Annotated in this window: 16 protein-coding genes and 1 pseudogene; 8 read left to right on the top strand and 9 right to left on the bottom strand. The window is 69.8% G+C overall.

Going from position 1 to position 15,877, the window contains the following annotated elements; genetic code table 11:
* Nucleotides 1-26: 26 nt before the first annotated feature.
* Nucleotides 27-905: pseudogene (locus tag M1E25_RS06045) on the bottom strand (LysR family transcriptional regulator); the annotation flags it as partial.
* 98 nt (nt 906-1,003) lie between these two features.
* On the opposite strand from M1E25_RS06045, the gene M1E25_RS06040 reads away from it, so the two are divergent.
* On the top strand, nt 1,004-1,369 hold the full coding sequence (locus M1E25_RS06040; protein WP_053711987.1) for a YybH family protein: 366 nt from the start codon (nt 1,004-1,006) through the stop codon (nt 1,367-1,369).
* An 81-nt stretch (nt 1,370-1,450) separates the two neighbouring features.
* Here the strand turns inward: M1E25_RS06040 and M1E25_RS06035 are convergent, their stop codons facing one another.
* The 3 genes from M1E25_RS06035 to M1E25_RS06025 are packed head-to-tail and all read right to left on the bottom strand — an operon-like array spanning nt 1,451 to nt 4,315.
* Nucleotides 1,451-3,061: a site-specific integrase gene (locus M1E25_RS06035; protein ID WP_251410786.1), complete on the bottom strand. Its 1,611-nt coding sequence runs from the start codon at nt 3,059-3,061 to the stop codon at nt 1,451-1,453.
* Nucleotides 3,062-3,065: 4 nt separating this feature from the next.
* Nucleotides 3,066-3,398 carry a helix-turn-helix domain-containing protein gene (locus tag M1E25_RS06030; RefSeq protein ID WP_251410783.1) on the bottom strand — a complete coding sequence of 111 codons (333 nt, stop codon included), beginning with the start codon at nt 3,396-3,398 and terminating at the stop codon, nt 3,066-3,068.
* Nucleotides 3,395-4,315: a tyrosine-type recombinase/integrase gene (locus M1E25_RS06025; RefSeq protein ID WP_251410780.1), complete on the bottom strand. Its 921-nt coding sequence runs from the start codon at nt 4,313-4,315 to the stop codon at nt 3,395-3,397. Before M1E25_RS06025 ends, M1E25_RS06030 begins: the two co-directional genes overlap by 4 nt.
* Before the next feature lie 538 nt (nt 4,316-4,853).
* On the opposite strand from M1E25_RS06025, the gene M1E25_RS06020 reads away from it, so the two are divergent.
* Together M1E25_RS06020 and M1E25_RS06015 are read left to right on the top strand one after the other, a co-directional pair.
* Complete coding sequence (locus M1E25_RS06020) at nt 4,854-6,101, top strand: DUF5919 domain-containing protein (RefSeq protein ID WP_251410777.1); 1,248 nt, start codon at nt 4,854-4,856, stop codon at nt 6,099-6,101.
* 150 nt (nt 6,102-6,251) lie between these two features.
* The gene (locus M1E25_RS06015; protein ID WP_251410774.1) at nt 6,252-6,974 is read left to right on the top strand and encodes a 3'-5' exonuclease; all 723 of its coding nucleotides are present in this window, start codon (nt 6,252-6,254) and stop codon (nt 6,972-6,974) included.
* A gap of 43 nt (nt 6,975-7,017) precedes the next feature.
* On the opposite strand, the gene M1E25_RS06010 is transcribed toward M1E25_RS06015, so the two are convergent.
* The gene (locus M1E25_RS06010) at nt 7,018-7,944 is read right to left on the bottom strand and encodes a phosphotransferase enzyme family protein (RefSeq protein WP_251410771.1); all 927 of its coding nucleotides are present in this window, start codon (nt 7,942-7,944) and stop codon (nt 7,018-7,020) included.
* Between the two features lie 320 nt (nt 7,945-8,264).
* Between M1E25_RS06010 and M1E25_RS06005 the strand changes: the two genes are divergently transcribed.
* Both M1E25_RS06005 and M1E25_RS06000 read left to right on the top strand, forming a co-directional pair.
* The gene (locus M1E25_RS06005) at nt 8,265-9,251 is read left to right on the top strand and encodes a CDP-alcohol phosphatidyltransferase family protein (protein ID WP_251410768.1); all 987 of its coding nucleotides are present in this window, start codon (nt 8,265-8,267) and stop codon (nt 9,249-9,251) included.
* Nucleotides 9,252-9,619: 368 nt separating this feature from the next.
* Nucleotides 9,620-10,816 carry a S8 family peptidase gene (locus M1E25_RS06000; RefSeq protein ID WP_251410765.1) on the top strand — a complete coding sequence of 399 codons (1,197 nt, stop codon included), beginning with the start codon at nt 9,620-9,622 and terminating at the stop codon, nt 10,814-10,816.
* 155 nt (nt 10,817-10,971) lie between these two features.
* Here M1E25_RS06000 and M1E25_RS05995 read toward each other — a convergent pair whose 3' ends face one another.
* The 3 genes from M1E25_RS05995 to M1E25_RS05985 form a co-directional block, all read right to left on the bottom strand.
* The gene (locus tag M1E25_RS05995; protein ID WP_251410762.1) at nt 10,972-11,196 is read right to left on the bottom strand and encodes a helix-turn-helix domain-containing protein; all 225 of its coding nucleotides are present in this window, start codon (nt 11,194-11,196) and stop codon (nt 10,972-10,974) included.
* Complete coding sequence (locus tag M1E25_RS05990; RefSeq protein WP_251410759.1) at nt 11,196-11,840, bottom strand: DUF2975 domain-containing protein; 645 nt, start codon at nt 11,838-11,840, stop codon at nt 11,196-11,198. Before M1E25_RS05990 ends, M1E25_RS05995 begins: the two co-directional genes overlap by 1 nt.
* 262 nt (nt 11,841-12,102) lie before the next feature.
* Entirely contained in the window at nt 12,103-12,651 is a 549-nt protein-coding gene (locus tag M1E25_RS05985; RefSeq protein WP_251410756.1) for a GNAT family N-acetyltransferase, read from the bottom strand.
* Nucleotides 12,652-12,712: 61 nt separating this feature from the next.
* Between M1E25_RS05985 and M1E25_RS05980 the strand changes: the two genes are divergently transcribed.
* The 3 genes from M1E25_RS05980 (at nt 12,713) to M1E25_RS05970 (ending at nt 14,734) form a co-directional block, all read left to right on the top strand.
* Nucleotides 12,713-13,255, top strand: a complete 543-nt coding sequence (locus M1E25_RS05980) for a DUF1697 domain-containing protein (RefSeq protein WP_251410753.1) — start codon at nt 12,713-12,715, stop codon at nt 13,253-13,255.
* 68 nt (nt 13,256-13,323) lie between these two features.
* On the top strand, nt 13,324-13,671 hold the full coding sequence (locus M1E25_RS05975; protein WP_372500532.1) for a transposase: 348 nt from the start codon (nt 13,324-13,326) through the stop codon (nt 13,669-13,671).
* 139 nt (nt 13,672-13,810) lie between these two features.
* On the top strand, nt 13,811-14,734 hold the full coding sequence (locus M1E25_RS05970; protein WP_251410750.1) for an aminoglycoside phosphotransferase family protein: 924 nt from the start codon (nt 13,811-13,813) through the stop codon (nt 14,732-14,734).
* Nucleotides 14,735-14,930: 196 nt separating this feature from the next.
* Here M1E25_RS05970 and M1E25_RS05965 read toward each other — a convergent pair whose 3' ends face one another.
* Nucleotides 14,931-15,740 (bottom strand): SAM-dependent methyltransferase, encoded by an 810-nt coding sequence (locus tag M1E25_RS05965; RefSeq protein ID WP_251410747.1) that lies wholly within the window; start codon nt 15,738-15,740, stop codon nt 14,931-14,933.
* Nucleotides 15,741-15,877 lie beyond the last annotated feature (137 nt).

Raw genomic sequence — 15,877 nt, 5'->3', positions numbered from 1 at the left:
TGGGTTCGCGGTGAAGTCGCGGGGTCGGGCTTGGTGAATGCTTGTCGGCTGTGCACAAGCAGTTCGCGCATCCCCGGGCTGTGCGTGTTCTTCCAGATCAGGGCGAGCAATGCGGGTGTATCGACATCATCGATGGTGCGGGCGGTGAGCCGGTCGCGGTAGCTCGCGGCCATGGAGTCGCTGAGGACGGCGACGGCGAGCCCGCGGGCGGCGAGGTCGGCAATGGCGTCCGCGGCGCTGGCCTGCAGAGTGATCGCGGGTTGGAGGCTCTGTGCAGCGCAGGCTTGGTCAAATACCGTGCGCAGGCCGGTGCCGGGCGGCATGCACACGATCGGGTAGGCGATCAGGTCGCGCAGGGTGACCCGCCGCTGTTTCGCCAAAGGGTGCCCGGCCGGGACTGCCGCGACGAGCCGCTCGCTGATGATGGTTAGCGCGTCCAGCCCGTCGGGGGTGGCGGTTGCTGCCCCGATGAGTGCCAGGTCGACGGTGCCGGTGCGCACCCCCTCGATGAGCCGGTCGGAGCTGTCCTCCAGCAGCGAGATCTCCACACCGGGATGTGCCTGGTGGAACGCGGCGAGGGCGTCGAACAGCGGGGTGAGGGTGCAGCCGATGACCATCCCGACGGTGAGGTGCCCCCGGATCAGGTCGGTCACCTCGCCCACCGCCTGGCCGACTGCCCCAGCGGCGGCGAGTGCGGCGCGGGCGTGTTCGAGTGCGGCCTTTCCCGCGACGGTGAGGGTGACGGTGCGGGCCGACCGGTCGAACAGCTCGGCTCCGAGTTCCCGTTCCAGCTGGCGGATCTGGGCGCTGACGCCGGACTGGCTGATGTGCACCCGCTCGGCTGCCCGGGTGAAGTTCTGCTCCTCGGCGACCGCGACGAAGTATTCCAGCTGCCTCAGTTCCATGACTGCGGATTCTAGTTTCCAGAAGATTCATCCGTTGGAATTCTGGCCAGTCGGCGGCCACGCTGGGAAGCATCGAAGCCCGACGTCAGGAGGAATTCGTGCCGGAGTACGAGAAGGCCATGCGGCCCGAGGACATCACCCGCTTGTTCGTCGAACGATCCAACGCCGGTGACGCGGCCGGGGTCGCCGCACTTTACGAAGAGGGTGCGGTGATGGCCTACCCACCCGGCGACCAGACGGTGGGCCGGGAGGCGATTCGTGCACTGTGGGAGAAGGTGCTGGCCAACCGTCCCCGTTTCGAGCAGGAACAACCGCTGCCGACGCTGATCAGTGGCGACATCGCCCTCACCTCGACTCCTCCGAAGGACGGGGCCGGTGCCCGGGCGCAGGTCGTCCGGCGCCAGCCTGATGGAAGCTGGCTGCGCCTGCTCGACCAGCCCGAGTTCGTCCCACCCACTCGCTGATCCCTCGCCTCCGTGAGTTCGCGGAACTGAAGGCTGTTGGGCGAAGCCCCGAGAGGTCGGTGCCCCCAGTGTGGGAGTTGCTCAGTCGGTTCGTGGTGAAGTTGCGGGGTCGGCTTCCAGGTGCCGTTCCATGAGAGCGCGAGCGGAGTTCGCGTAGCGGATCGCAGTCTTCTCGTCGAGGCCGAAGATCTCCGCGAGGTGGAGAGGGTCGGGGCCTTTGACCATGGCCTCTTCGAGTTGGCGGTCGACGCGGAGCCGCTCCAGGGTCGCGTCCTGTCCGCGCATCGGAGCGCTGATCCAGTGGTTGCTGGCGCGGCCAGTCGTGTTGGCGGTCTGGTTGTTGATCAGCAGGTGGAGGTTCGCTGTGTTCGGCCATCGGCTGCGTCGGTGCTCCAGCCAGTCCAGCAGCAGCTTCATGGTGAGGTCGTCGAGCGGGCGGACGCGTCCGGCGATGGTCAGCCGGCGGTTGCCGAGGTCGGCATCGTCGAGCATGAGGTTGGCGATCTGAGCGACCCGGGCGGCGTGGACCGCCGCGAGGGCGAGGATGAGCCGCGTCGCCGGGGCGGTGGCCGCCGCGACGGAGCGGTCGACCTGTTCGGGGAAGAGCGGTTGCAGCACGGCGTACTCGTATTGCCCGACCTTGATCCGGCTGGTGGGATTGCGGAAGATCAGTCCGTTCCGCTTGGCCCAGGAGAACAGCGAGCGCAGGGCGACGAGTTGCTCGTGTCGCTGATGGCCGTGCAGTGTCTTGATGTAGGTGAGGACGTCGGCGCGGGTCACTTCCCGCAGGTGGTCGTATCGGTTCGACCATTCCAGCAGGGCCGGGCGAACCCGGTTGAGGTAGAGCCAGACCGTGCCCTGTCGTCGCGGGAGACTGCGGGGGCCGCCGTTGCGCAGGATGTGGGTCCAGCGCTCGGCCTCCGAGCGGATGCCGGGTTCGAGACCCTCCAGCCTCTCGGCGAGCCAGCGTTCGAAGGAGGGTTCGCTGTCGTCCTCGAAGATCCCCATCTCTTCCAGGACCGTGACGGTGTGGCCGACCGGCAGGTCCAGGGCCCGCAGCCGGGCGAAGATCTCCGTGTGCCGGATGACATCGCCCTCGACGTAGCCGGTGAGGACGAGGGCCAGGCCGCGGTTGACGGCGAACCGGATGTTGCGCCCCCAGCCGCGGGCCTCGGCGAGCCGGTGGGCGAGGTACTTCGCCCAGGCCAGCCACGGGCTGGCCAGGTCGGAGTCGGCCAGGGCGAGCCGACTGTAGTCACGAGGGATCTGCTCGAACAGCGGCGGCTGCCGCGAGCCGGGATCCGGGCGCCGGGCCGGTGCAGGCGGCGGCTTGCGCGGGGCTCCCCGCCGTCCTCCGCGCCGCCGTGCCGAGGGCGTCGGCCGTCTGCGGTAGTGCATGCCGACGAAAAACAGCTGGTGGTGTCGGACGGCGGCGAGCCGGCCCCGCACGTCCGTCTCGTCCGTGAGCTGGCCGGCGACAGCCTTCGCGCTGAGGCGGGCCTGGCACCAGCACAGGCGGCAGTAGTTCCACTTCAGCGGCTGGATGCGGCGGCAGCCGGTGCATGCGGCCGCATCGTGGCCGCGGCCAAACATGTAGCAGGTGGGGCAGAGGCGGCCGCTGAAGTTTCCCCAGGCCAGGCAGCTGTCGCAGGAGTCGGTGGGCTTGACGTAGCCCTTCGGGAACCGTGCCACCGGCTCACTCCGGCGGCAGCGACCGGCCGCCCCGGCGCCTGGGGACCACCGCTCGTGTGGCGGTCCCCGCACCAACCGCGGCCCGTTCCGTCCCCTCCGCCTGCCCCGGGCGGCGGACCTTTTCCGGCTCGGGGATCAGCAGGTCGCCGATCTCGCAGCCAAGGACCACGCAGATGACGTCCAGGTCCTCCAGCTTGAGCGAGACCGGCTGGCCGGACCACAGCCCGGACATCTTCCCAGCCGAGATCACCAACCCGTGCTCGGCCAGGCTCCGCTGGAGCTCGGACGCCTTCCAGATACCCTTGTTCGCGGCCGTCAGCCGCAGGTTCCACCTCATCGGATCAGCCCTTCCAGCCGCTTCGGGGTCCGCTCGGTCCCGGCGACCCAGGCGTCCTCGACCCGGGTCTGCTGCACGTGGACGTATCGCATCGTCGTGGCGATCCATGAATGTCCGAGGACTTCCTGGATCGCGATCAGGTCGAGTCCGCCGAGATAGAGCTCCGACGCGCAAAAGTGCCGCAGGACGTGCGGCGTGAGCTTGTCGCCCCAGCCGGGCAGGTGAAATTTCGCCGCCTCGGCGAGCCCGCCTCGCAGGGCGTCGTCGCCGACCCGGCGGGCGGATCCGTCGGCGTTCTTCCGTTCCGAAGGGAACAGCGGGGCGCCGGGGCGGGCGTGGTCGTCGTCGAACTGGCCCCACACGTCCTCGATGAACCACCGCAGCGTTCGATCGGCGCCGTTGATCAGCGGAACCATCCGCTCACGCGGGCCCGAGCCGCGGGCGCCCTTGCCATGGCGGACGTGGAGCTTGCCGAACCGGCCCAAATCCCACTTGATGTCCGCCAGGTCGAGCTTGCACGCCTCACTGACCCGCAGGCCGACCTGGGACATCAGCTTCGAAGCAGTGTAATTTCGGGCAGTAGGGGCGAACTTGCGGCAACTCGCCAACTCGCCGCCCCAGCCGGTGAACAGCGTCCCGACATCCGGTTCGGTAGGCGAGATCCGCAGCTGGGCGTCCTTCGAGCCGCGCGGCCGGTTCATCTCGTCGATCGGGCACTCGACCACCCGGCCAGTCTTCCGGTGCAGCTCGACCTTGTGCCGCAGCTCCGGGAACAGGAAGTACGTCGTCAGCGCCTGCGACCGGGCCAGCCGGGTGCCGCTGGGCGAGTTCCGCAGCACCTTCCCGAAGTACGCGTCGGCGTCAGCCAGCTCCATGTCCCACAGCGGTCGGCCGAACCAGCTCCTGATCTGCTCCAAGTGCCCGACGTCTCCGCGGATCGTGCCATCCGCCAAGCCCGCTGAGACCCGCGCGAGAACGAACCAGCACGTCGGTCTCGAACCGCTCCAGCTCCTCCGCTGACGCAGGCGCCCAGTGATCACGCAGGTCCCGTACGACCGCCAGCGCCGCCAACCCGAGCCTCCTTGCCTTCGTTCCGACTGCGGATCGGTCGGACAAAGTGAGAACGCTTCAAGAACCCCGAAGTTACGTCACAGAGCCGCAGTGCACCCGAAGGAGGAAGAACCTCCTGGCCACAGGGTTAGGGACTCAGCCGAGCCCAGGAGAACTCACGGGATGTCGCACACACCCCGGCGCGCAGGGCGCCCGTGCAGCTGCGGGTTCCGGGACGACGAGGTAGTTGTTTTCGGCCGTATTCCGTTCATATCCGCCTCCGAGCGTCAACCATGCAGCTGCGAAAGGAGAGTTGGTGGAGAGCTGAACCATTGAGGGTGCAGCGGGCTCGGCCCGCGCAGTAGGCTTCCTTGATCAGCACAGGGGGCGGAAGGCGGTATGCACGTGGGCTCGGGAGGGCTGGAGCTACCCCCCGGTGAGGGCGGAGGGGAAGGGGGCTCCGCGGATATTCCGCCCGGTGCGGTGTCCCTGGCGCAGCCGGTGGAAATCGGTGCGGAACTGGACTGGGGGGCGGAGGCATGGGACGAGGTGCGCACCCGCGCCCGCCGCGCCGGCCGGGCCTACATCTGGCTGAATCTTGTCGAACAGCGGCTGCGGGCGGTCGTCGCCGGAGTGCTCCGCCCCGTGTACGAACCCGTGCACGGTGAGGACTGGGTGGTCGCCGCCGCCGGACCGGCCGGGCACGAATGGGTGCAGCGGGCGGTGGCGGTGCGCGAGGTCAGCCGGCGCAAGGGGTACCTGCTCGACCCGGCGGACGACAACGTGCTCAGCTTCCTCACCCTCCCCCAGTTGCGGGAACTGCTCGTCCAGCACTGGCCGTGCTTCGAGCCGTACCTCGACGACCGGCGCGACCTCGAACTCGCCCTCGACGAACTCGAGGTGAGCCGCAACGTCGTCTCCCGGAACCGGGCCCTTTCCCAGGTGGCGCTCGACCAGGCCGAGCGGGCCGCCACCCGCCTCCTCGAGATCCTGGGCAGCAGTTCGCGGACCCCGTCGGCCGACCGGCTTCCCGTCGATGCAGTGGAGGACCTGGTCGGAGACCGGTACGCGGACGTCGTCGGGGTGCATCCCGACCGGGTGCGGCTCCAGCGCCAGCTGCCGGCCGAGGACCTCTTCGGGGGCGCCCGGCGGCTCGACGCCATCGGCACAGGGCTGAACCTGCTCGTCCAGAACTTCTCCGGACGGCGCCTGGTGCGGCTCGCCGAGTCCGGCTGCCGGACCCGGCTGCTCTTCCTCAATCCGGCGAGCAGCGCCGTGCGGCGTCGCGAGCGTGAACTCAACCTCCGAAAAGGCGAGTTGAGCCGCTCGGTCGAGACGAACATCATGCACATGCGCCGAGTCCGCGACCGGTTGCGCGCTCCCCTCGACCAGGGCGGCGGCAGCTTCGAGATCCGCGTCTTCGACGAGACGCCGCGCTTCGCCGCCTACCTGGTGAACGGGGACCGCGCCGGCGGCCTGGCCGTCGTCCAGTCCTATCTCCGGCGGGCCCGCGGGATGGAGTCCCCGGTGTTCGTCCTGCGGTCACAGCGCCGTGACCTGGTGCACGGCGAAGGAGGGGGCGAGCCCGGTCTGTTCGAGACGTACCGGGAGGAGTTCGAGACCATCTGGGGCGATTCCCGGCCGGTGTCCTGATCGCGGCGCGCGGCAGGGACCGGTCTTCCGCAAGGCGGTGCCCCCGGGGGCGGGGCGCCGGCCGAAGAGGCACGGCCCGGGTGTCAGTGGTGCGTGCGAGGGTGTGACGCATTCAGGGGGAACGCACCACAAGAGCAGAGGAGCGCCGATATGGCCTGGTACCGGGAGCGGCTGACCGGTTTCGATCTGGAGACCACCGGGACGGATGTCGAGAACGACCGCATCGTCACCGCGGCGCTCGTCACCCTGGCGTCCGACGGCACCGCGCACGCCATGCGCCGCTGGCTGCTCGATCCCGGCGTCGACATTCCCGAGGGCGCGGGCGCCATCCACGGGATCTCCACCGAACAGGCCCGTGCGCACGGCATCCCGGCGCCGGACGGCATAGCACAGATCGCCGAAGCGGTTGCCGCGACGCTGCAAGGTGGCGAACCACTGGTCGTCATGAACGCCCGTTACGACCTGACGCTCCTCGACCGCGAGTGCCGGCGGCACGGCGTGCCGCCGCTCTCGGACCGCCTGGGCGAGGATCCCTTCCCAGTGATCGACCCGCTGGTCCTGGACAAGCACGTGGACCGCTACCGCAAGGGCCGGCGCAACCTGCAGGTCCTGTGTGCGCACTACGGCGTCCGGCTCGACACCGCGCACGAGGCGGGCGCCGACGCCGTGGCCGCCGCCCGGGTGGCCCGTAGCCTCGGGGAGCACCACCCGGCGATCGGCATTGCCGACCTGCGCGAACTCCACAAACTGCAGATCTGGGCCGCCGCCGACCAGGCCGCATCCTTCCAGCAGTACCTGCGCGAGACCACGGACCCGGCGGCCCGGATCGAACCGGCCTGGCCGCTGGTGCCCTACCAGCGCTGCCCGGTCTGACGCCGCCCGGAGGGCAGGCGCCGGGCCCCGCGGCCCCGGTGGGTCAGAAGGGGTACCAACGCACGTGGGTGTCCCCGTCGCGCAGTGAGCCGACGCGCCGCCGGAACTCGGCGAGCGCTGCCGGATTGCCCGGTGCGTTCTGGGCGACCCAGGCGCAGCTCGCGGTCTCACGGGCACCGCGCAGCAGGGCGAAACCGTCCCACTCGCGGACGTCCCAGCCGTAACCGCCGGTGAAGGCCGCGTACTGCTCGGCGGGCATCCCGTACCGGTCCAGGCCGAGGGCCATCACCACGAGGTCGTGCTCGCGCAGGTCCGACGAGAAGGTCTCCAGGTCGACGAGCACCGGGCCGTCGGGGCCGACGTGTACATTGCGCAGCAGAGCGTCCCCGTGGATCGGCCCCGGTGGCAGACGGGGGGTCAGCTCGGCGATGCCCGCGGCGATGTCGTCGCGGCGGGCGCGCAGGTAGTCCACGTCCGCCGGATCGACGGCCCCGCCGGCCAGCCGCAGCCAGCGTTCGACGCCGCCCAGCAGATCACGTCGCGGCAGTGGGAACGGGGGCGGGGCCAAGGCGTGCACGAGCCGCAGCAGACCGGCCAGATCGGCCCCGCCCGCCGGGCGGACGGACCGGGGCTGCTGCTCCCAGAAGGTCACCGTCCGGCCCTCGACCGCCATCGGCCCGTCCGTGCCGAAGCGCCGGTCGGGACGGACCGCGGGCACCTCGGCCGAGGCCAGCCACTCGGCGACCTGCAACTCCCGCCCCGCCCGGTCCCAGTACGCGAGGTCGCGTGAGATCCGCACCACCAGGGACAGGTCGTCCAGAGCGAAGACCGCGTTCTCGCCGAGCGCCAGCAGCCGCGCCCCGACGGCTCCCGACCCGAACGGCGGCACCGCGGCCGCCAGTACTGCGCGGGCCCGTTCCTCGGTGAGCGGGGCGACAGCCGCCTCCCCGCCCGGTTCCTGCTGTGCCACGTGTCCCTGCTCCCGCGGTGTCGCCGTGTTCGTCCAGCGCCGTCCCACCGGGCGCCGGCACGGCCATTCTCCCAGCAGCCGGGAGCGGGGTCGCCCTGCAAGCGGCAATCGTGGCGGAGGGCGGGGCCGGTCCGGGCGGCCGACCTCGTCGAGGCCGCACGCGCCGGAATGGGCGGCGCCGCCCTGAAGATGAGGCAAGGGCATTGACACGGACAACCTGAAAGACCGTTACCCAAGAGTAAAGGTTGTGCGCCCTGCCTCTGGATTCCTGTTGTTCACCCTCCTCAACATGGGGTGACCAGCCGAAAGAGGGAGAGAGCATGGCCGGCGACATACCACCCCTTGCGGAGGTACGCAGGATCACCGAGAAGAAGCGCGACGCCTGGTGGACCGTGCTGCTCGTCGATCCTGTCGCCACTCCGCTGGTCCGCTGGACCGCTCTGCGGGCACCGGGTGTCACCCCGAACGGGATCACCTGGTTCGCCCTGTTCCTCGGGCTCGCGGCGGCGGGCTGCTTCGCGTCGGGAAGCCCGGGGTGGCTGCTGGCGGGCGCGGCGCTCTACCACGCGAGCTTCGTCCTGGACTGCATGGACGGCAAGCTCGCCCGGCTGACCGGGACCGGCTCGGTGTTCGGTGCCTGGCTGGACTACGTCTTCGACCGGGTCCGCGTACTGGCCTGCGCCGTGGCGCTGATGGGCGGCCAGTTCGTCCGTACCGGGGACGTCGTCCACCTCTGGCTCGCGCTGGCCGTCGTCTTCCTCGACATGCTGCGCTACATCGACGCCCTGCAGATCTTCAAGATCCGTCACGGGATGCGCGCCCAGATCAAGGCGAGGGTGCGCGAGGCGCGGCGGGCCGAGGACATCGGGGAACTCGCCTTCATGGAAGACCTGCTGAGGAGCAATCCCGAGGCCGATCTCGACGCGGACCGAACTGTCGCCGACCCGGCCCCCGGGTCGGGCACGGCCGAGGAGGCCGAGCCCGGGCCCCGCCCCTTGGCGCCCGTCCTGTCGCTGCGCGGTGGCGGGAACGTGGTCGACCTGCACGAGGAGTTCCGGCACCGCTTTCCCTGGTACATCCGATTCCGTTCGCTGCTGCTCCGGCGCCGTATCCGTACGCACCTGGTCAGCGGGATCGAGTTCCAGATGGCCGTGTTCATCGTCGCCCCCGCGCTGGACGCGGTGATACCGGTGACCGTGGGGGCCGGGGCGCTGCTGCTGTTGTTCGAACTCGCGATCATCTACAAACTGTTGCTCTCCACCCGGGACTTCGGCCGGGCGATGAAGTCCTTCGAGCGGGCTGCCTGACGACATCGGCCGGTCCGCCGCGGCGGACCGGCCGATGTCGTGTCCGGGACCGCGGGCGGGCGTGGCCGTCTCCGCTCGCGGGGGAGTGCGTGGGGGTGGCGATCCGGGCACGCCGTCGTGCATCCCGGTTTGCCCGGAAAGGCCGTAGCTACTGGTCGGTTGACCTAACGCTCAAGTAACTTGTCTGTTTTTGTTGTTTCTTGTTCTTAAGAAGTCTTGAGGTGTCTGTAACGGCTCGCGCGGACCGTTGAATTCGACCGGTGGAGCGGCCAGGGTTTCGAGCACCCGGACCGCAGGTCTTCCTGTGGGACGGGGCGATTGCAACAACGCTTCAACCCCCCACACAGCACACGAGGAGACTTCTCTTCATGGCCAACCACAAGCGTTCCAGCAAGCGTTCGATGTTCCTGGGGATATCCGCGGCGGTGGCGGTCACCGCCGGCGCCACCCTGCTGACGCTCCCCGCGGGCGCCGCACCCGCCGAGGGCAAGGTCTACGGGACCCATGCCGAGACCGCCATCGCCGGCAGCTACATCGTCATGCTCGACCGGAAGACCGACAAGAAGGACCTGGCGCAGGAGTACGGCGGAAAGCTCCGCAAGAGCTACAACTCATCCGTCAACGGCTTCTCCGCCTCCGGCCTCACCGAGAGCGAGGCCGAACGGCTCGCTGCCGACCCGGCCGTCGACAAGGTCGTCCAGAACAAGAAGTTCAGCATCAACGCCACCCAGGACGCTCCTCCGTCCTGGGGTCTGGACCGGATCGACCAGGAGGACACCGCCGGGGACAAGAAGTACACCTACCCCGACAGCGGCGGCGAGGGCGTCACGGCCTACGTGATCGACACCGGAGTCCGCATCACCCACCAGGACTTCGAGGGCCGTGCCACCCACGGGTTCGACGCCGTCGACGGCGACGACTCGGCGGACGACGGCAACGGGCACGGCACCCACGTGGCCGGCACCATCGCAGGTGCCGCCCACGGCGTCGCGAAGAAGGCCGAGATCGTGGCCGTCCGGGTGCTCGACGACCAGGGCTCCGGCACCACCGAGCAGGTCGTCGCCGGCATCGACTGGGTGACGCAGAACCACCAGGGCCCGTCCGTTGCCAACATGAGCCTCGGCGGCGGCGCCGACGAGGCGCTCGACGCGGCCGTGCAGAAGGCCATCGCCTCCGGCGTGACCTTCGGTGTCGCGGCCGGCAACGAGTCGGCCGACGCGGGCCAGGGCTCCCCGGCGCGGGTGCCGGAAGCCATCACCGTCGCCTCCAGCACCATCGACGACCAGCAGTCCGACTTCTCGAACTTCGGCAGCGTCGTCGACCTCTACGCGCCCGGCTCGGACATCACGTCGGCCTGGAACGACAGCGACACCGGGACCAAGACCATCTCCGGCACCTCGATGGCCACCCCGCACGTCGTCGGGGCCGCCGCCGTCTACCTGGCCGGCCATCAGGACGCCACGCCGCAGCAGGTGGCGACCGCGCTGACCGAGGGCGCGACCGCCGACAAGATCAGCAACCCCTCCGAGGGCACCGCGAACAAGCTGCTGAAGGTCGTGGAGTAACCGCACCGGCTCGGTTCACCGGCCGTCGCGCTCACCCCTCGGGGCGCGGCGGCCGGCTGCGTGCCGTCGGGGCGTGCGAGCACCGCGTACGCGCTCCCCGCATCTGGAGGCAGTGAACGACGATCGGGCCCAGGACGTTCTTGCGGTGGGAACGGTCAGTCTTGACGGATGCTGAGCAGGTCGCCGGGCCGGCAGTTCAGCTCACGGCAGATCGCGGTGAGGGTGGAGAAGCGGATCGCCTTCGCCCGGTCGTTCTTGAGAACGGAGAGGTTGACCACGGTCACCCCGACCCTGGCCGCCAGTTCGGACAGGGTCATGCCGCGCTCGGCCAGCAGTCGGCCCAGGTGGACCTGGACCCGGTGCTCCTCCTCCGGTGGCATCAGACCAACCCCTCGGTATCGGCGCGCAGCTTCGTTCCGCGACGGAAGACTTCTCCCAGCGCCAGGACGAGGAAGGCCAGCAGTACGTACTCGCCGGTGAAGGTGACCGAGAACGGGACCTGTTCGGCCATAGGGGTGCCGCGCAACAGCATTTTCGTGGTGAGGGCCGGCAGCACCGGGGCCAGGACGGCCTGCACCAGCACCGTGAGTCCTATGGCGCTCAGGTGTCGGGCGTTCATCGGCACGAAGACGTCGCCGCCGCGCAGGGTCCGGGCCATCCTGAGAAGGAGGGCCAGGATGAGGAGCAGGAGCAGGCTGCCGACGATCTCCGGCAGGGCGAGCAGCAGGCGCTGCCCCAGGTCGGGGTCGGCGAAGACGAGATCCGCCCGGTGGTTGCCGGTGAGGGTCATGCCGTAGCCCGACACCGCGTCGGTCATGGTTCCCGGTACCCGGGTCGCCGCCTCGGCCTCAACCTCCCGGGTGTCCATCGGATCCATCAGGCCGGCCACTCCGAGGGTCGGAAGCAGCACCCCGAAGACGCCGACCAGCAGGACGGCGAGGCCCAGAGCTGCCTGCAGCAGCCGGCTGTCGGTCTGGCTCCACCAGGACTTGGCACCCATGGTCTCCCCCGTCCACTTCGGCATACGTATCGTTTATCGATAATATCGATAAACGATAGACTTCTTGTCAAGGGGATGCACCTGAGCAGCGAGCCGGTTCACACGGAAATTGCCGGCCATGGCTGGAGAGAAGGTTCACCCGGGCTGTAGACCGTCCGTCGATCCGGTCGCAAGACCACGCAGTTCGTCCCTACGCCGGCCGGCTGACGGATGAGCGCGGTGGCCTGGGACGACCCGCAGCGGAGGTCGGGCGGCCTGCCCGACCCCCTGCCGAAGCCGATGGGGTTCAGGTGCCCACGCCGTGTTCCGTTCCTGCGCTTCCGGGAGGGCCGGCGATCCGGGTCCGGGTCAGCACCCGGGTCGTACTGCCGTCGTCCTCGGCGATGTCCCGGACGTGTGCGAAGCCGATGCGTGTCAGCAGGGCCAGCGACGCCGTGTTCTGCGCTGCGACGGTGGCGTGCACCGTGTCCGCGCCGAGTTCCCGGAACCCGTACCCGACGAGGGCCTCGGCCAGTTCCGTGCCCAGACCCCGACCGTGGGCGTCCGGCACCAGGGCGTAGACGAGTTCGTAGCCGTCAACCGCATCGGTCCGCTTGATCTCCGCATGGCCCACCACCCTGCTGCCCCGGCGCACGGCCCACACGTCGAACAGCCCCTGCGCGTACACCTTCGAGAAGACCCGTCCGAAGAGGGCCCGGTCCTCCGCCTCGGACTGCGGTCCGTCGCCCATCCAGCGGGAGACCCGTTCGTCCTGGAACAGCGCGACGAAGTCCTCCTCGTCGGCGGGCGTGTACGGGGTCAGCAGCAGCCGGGAAGTGCGCAGTTCGGGGGGCACACCGACGGACGGTAGCCACGGCAGGCCCGCCGGGCAACGGGATTGCCACTAGGGTGAGTTCGTGACGACATATGCGGCCTTCCTGCGCGGCGTCAATGTGGGTGGGCACAACAAGGTGCCGATGGCCGCGCTGCGCGACCTGCTGAGCGGCCTCGGGTACGCCGACGTCCGCACCCTGCTCCAGAGCGGCAACGCCGTCTTCACGAGCACGGGGACCGACGCCTCCGCGATCGCCCTCGAACTGGAACGGGCCGTCGCGGACCGGTTCGGGTTCGACGTCCGCTGCACCGTGCGCACGGCCGCCGAGCTGCGTGCCGTCGCTGACCGTTGCCCCTTCCGCCCGGACGGTCATGACCCGGCCAAGCTCACCGTCACCTTCCTCGCCGGGCCGGCCGACCCCACGACCTGGGACCGGATCGACCCTGCTGCGTACGGGCCGGACGAGTTCCGGCTCGGGGAGCGGGAGATCTACGCCTACACTCCCGGCGGCCTCGGCCGGAGCAAGCTCATGCCGGTGATCGACCGGACCGGCCGGAACCTCGGTGCCACCACCCGGAACTGGAACACCGTCACCAAACTGATCGCGATGGCCGGGGACGGCTGACGGCGTCACCGGCGCAGATCCGGGCGGCCCTTCCGCACCGACCCACCGGGCCGTGCGCCCACCGGGCCGTGCGCCCGGTGGGACATCGCCGGAGGGCGGTCGAAGCACACGGCCTTTCATTGGGCACGATCACCACCGGCGGAAACCGCAACGACGTCACCCAACTGATCCCGCTGAGCGAGGCCGTCCCGCAGATTCGCGGCAAGTGCGGGCGACCGCTGCGGCGCCCGCGGCACCTCTACGCCGATCGCGGCTACGACGACGAAACCTACCGCGACCAGGTCCGGGTGCGGCGGATCACCCTGCACATCGCCCGGCGCGGTACCGAATATGGCTCCGGCCTCGGCCTCCACCGCTGGGTTGTGGAAGGCGTGCTCACGCTGCTGCATCGGTTCCGCCGCCTGCGCATCCGCTGAGAGACCCGCGACGACATCCACCACGTCCTCATCATCCTGGGCTGCGCCACCATCTGCTGGCGACGACTGAAGTGCTCACCCTGATCCAACTCGTAAATCGGTGGTCGCATAACCGACGGCTGTGGCAGGCTCCGTCTCTATGCCTGACGCCAAGGCCACCAAACTGCACGATGACGAAGTGGACATCGATGCCTCGCTGGCCGCGAGCTTGGTGGCCGACCAGTTCCCGCAGTGGGGCGGGCTGCAGGTTCGGCTGGTCGCCTCGTCGGGCACGGACAACGTGACGTTTCGCATGGGTACGGACCTGGCCGTACGCCTTCCGCGCACCGCATGGGCGCAAGGCCAGGTGGAGAAGGACCTGACGTGGCTGCCACGTCTTGCTCCCGCGCTGCCCTTGGCCATCCCCGAACCACTCGCCCTTGGGACACCGAACGAGGGCTACCCCTTCACCTGGGGTGTCTACCGTTGGCTGGACGGAACCCCCTTCCGGCACGATCAGCTGGCCGACCCGTCGGCTGCGGCGCGGGAACTGGCCGAGTTCGTCAACCGCCTGCAGGCAATCGACGCGACCGGAGCTCCACTTCCGCCGGATGATCCGTTCAGCCGTGGCACACCGCTGGCACCGCGTGACGAACTCTTCCGCGCGGCGCTCGAGGAGCTTCAAGACGAGTTCGACACCGGCCTGGTGCTCGCGGCATGGGAAACCTCGCTCGCGGTGGGCGCGTGGGACGGGCCGCCGCGGTGGATCCACGGAGACCTCCTGCCGGGCAACGTACTGGCGGCCGACGGCCGACTCACCGCAGTCATCGACTTCGCCACCGCACGCGCCGCCGACCCCGCCGGTGACCTGCTACCCGCCTGGTACCTGTTCAACGGCGAGTCACGCCGCGCGTTCCGCAACGTACTGGAGATCGACGAGCTCGCCTGGGTGCGCGCCCGCGGCTGGGCGCTGTCCCTGGAAATGATTGCGCTTCCCTATTACCGAGTTCGCAATCCGGCGGCAGTGCGCAACGCCCCCAGCCTCATCGCCGAGCTTCTGGCCGACTTCGCCGCGGAGCAGTAGGCCGCAACGAGTCTGCCATTATCCCATCTGGCAAGCAGCCACGGTACCTGCGCATCGACCTGGCCAGCCGCCGGTTCACCTTGTCACCCGTCCTTGGGCCCCGAACCCGGCTGCCCTCCTGCGCGGCCTGCGGCCCTCGCCTCGCGGCCCGGCCGGACCGGGCGAGGTCCCGGCCGTCCCGACCGCCGGATGTCCTTCAGTTCTTCCGGCCCACCGCGCCGAACTGGGCGACCTCCGGGCCGTTCTCGTCGTCCGGCCCCGGACGCCACCGCGCGCACGACACGATGCCCGGCTCCAGGATCTCCAGCGAACCGAAGAAGCCGGCCACCTCGTCCCTGGTGCGGGCCCTGATCGGGGGCTTCGCGTTCTCGTTCCAGAACCGCATGGCCTCCGCGTTCGCCTCGCCGCCGAGCTCCAGTGTGGGGTGCGTGAGGGCCAGGTGGCTGCCAGGGGCGAGCGGTTCCAGCAGACGGTCGACGATTCCCTGCGCCTCCTCCGTGTCCAGCACGAAGTTGAGGATGCCCAGCATCATCAGGGCGACCGGCCGGTCGAAGTCGAGCGTCCGGGCCGCGTGCTCCAGGATGAGGTCCGGGTCGTGCGCATCGGCGTCGACGTAGTCCGTGGCTCCCTCCGGCGAGGTCGTCAGCAGACTGCGGGCGTGCGCCAGCACGATGGGATCGTTGTCGACGTAGACGATCCGGGACTCCGGGGCCACCCGCTGCGCTATCTGGTGGGTGTTGTCCGCCGTCGGAAGGCCGGTGCCGACGTCGAGGAACTGACGGATCCCCGCCTCGCGCGCGAGGTGGGAGACGACCCGGCCGAGGAAGGACCGGTCCGCCCGCGCCACGTCCCCGATGCTGGGGTACATGCCCGTGACGTGGTCGCCGACCTTGCGGTCGACGACGTAGTTGTCCTTGCCGCCGAGCCAGTAGTTCCAGACCCGGGCGTTGTGCGCGACGCCCTGGCTCCTGGCGGCCTGCTCCGCGTATCCGCTGCTCCCGGTCACGTCCGCTCCTCGGTTCCGCGGCGCGAGCCCTGCCCGACCCGGGCGCCGTCAACTCCCCCCGCGTTCCGGCCGGTTGAACACCGGAACATCGGACCGCGGCCTCTTGATCGCGGAGTCTAGACCGCCCGGGCCGCCGC

The organism is Streptomyces meridianus (assembly GCF_023703325.1).
Classification (GTDB): Bacteria; Actinomycetota; Actinomycetes; order Streptomycetales; family Streptomycetaceae; genus Streptomyces; species Streptomyces meridianus.
This window is presented reverse-complemented; position numbering and strand designations above follow the sequence as displayed.

What these genes read in the sequence shown, in the direction of transcription:
- M1E25_RS06030 (WP_251410783.1), bottom strand. Translation starts at nt 3,398, where the DNA reads ATGAGGTGGAACCTGCGGCTGACGGCCGCGAACAAGGGTATCTGGAAG.
- M1E25_RS06015 (WP_251410774.1), top strand. Translation starts at nt 6,252, where the DNA reads ATGGCCTGGTACCGGGAGCGGCTGACCGGTTTCGATCTGGAGACCACC.
- M1E25_RS06005 (WP_251410768.1), top strand. Translation starts at nt 8,265, where the DNA reads ATGGCCGGCGACATACCACCCCTTGCGGAGGTACGCAGGATCACCGAG.
- M1E25_RS06000 (WP_251410765.1), top strand. Translation starts at nt 9,620, where the DNA reads ATGGCCAACCACAAGCGTTCCAGCAAGCGTTCGATGTTCCTGGGGATA.
- M1E25_RS05995 (WP_251410762.1), bottom strand. Translation starts at nt 11,196, where the DNA reads ATGCCACCGGAGGAGGAGCACCGGGTCCAGGTCCACCTGGGCCGACTG.
- M1E25_RS05990 (WP_251410759.1), bottom strand. Translation starts at nt 11,840, where the DNA reads ATGCCGAAGTGGACGGGGGAGACCATGGGTGCCAAGTCCTGGTGGAGC.
- M1E25_RS05970 (WP_251410750.1), top strand. Translation starts at nt 13,811, where the DNA reads ATGCCTGACGCCAAGGCCACCAAACTGCACGATGACGAAGTGGACATC.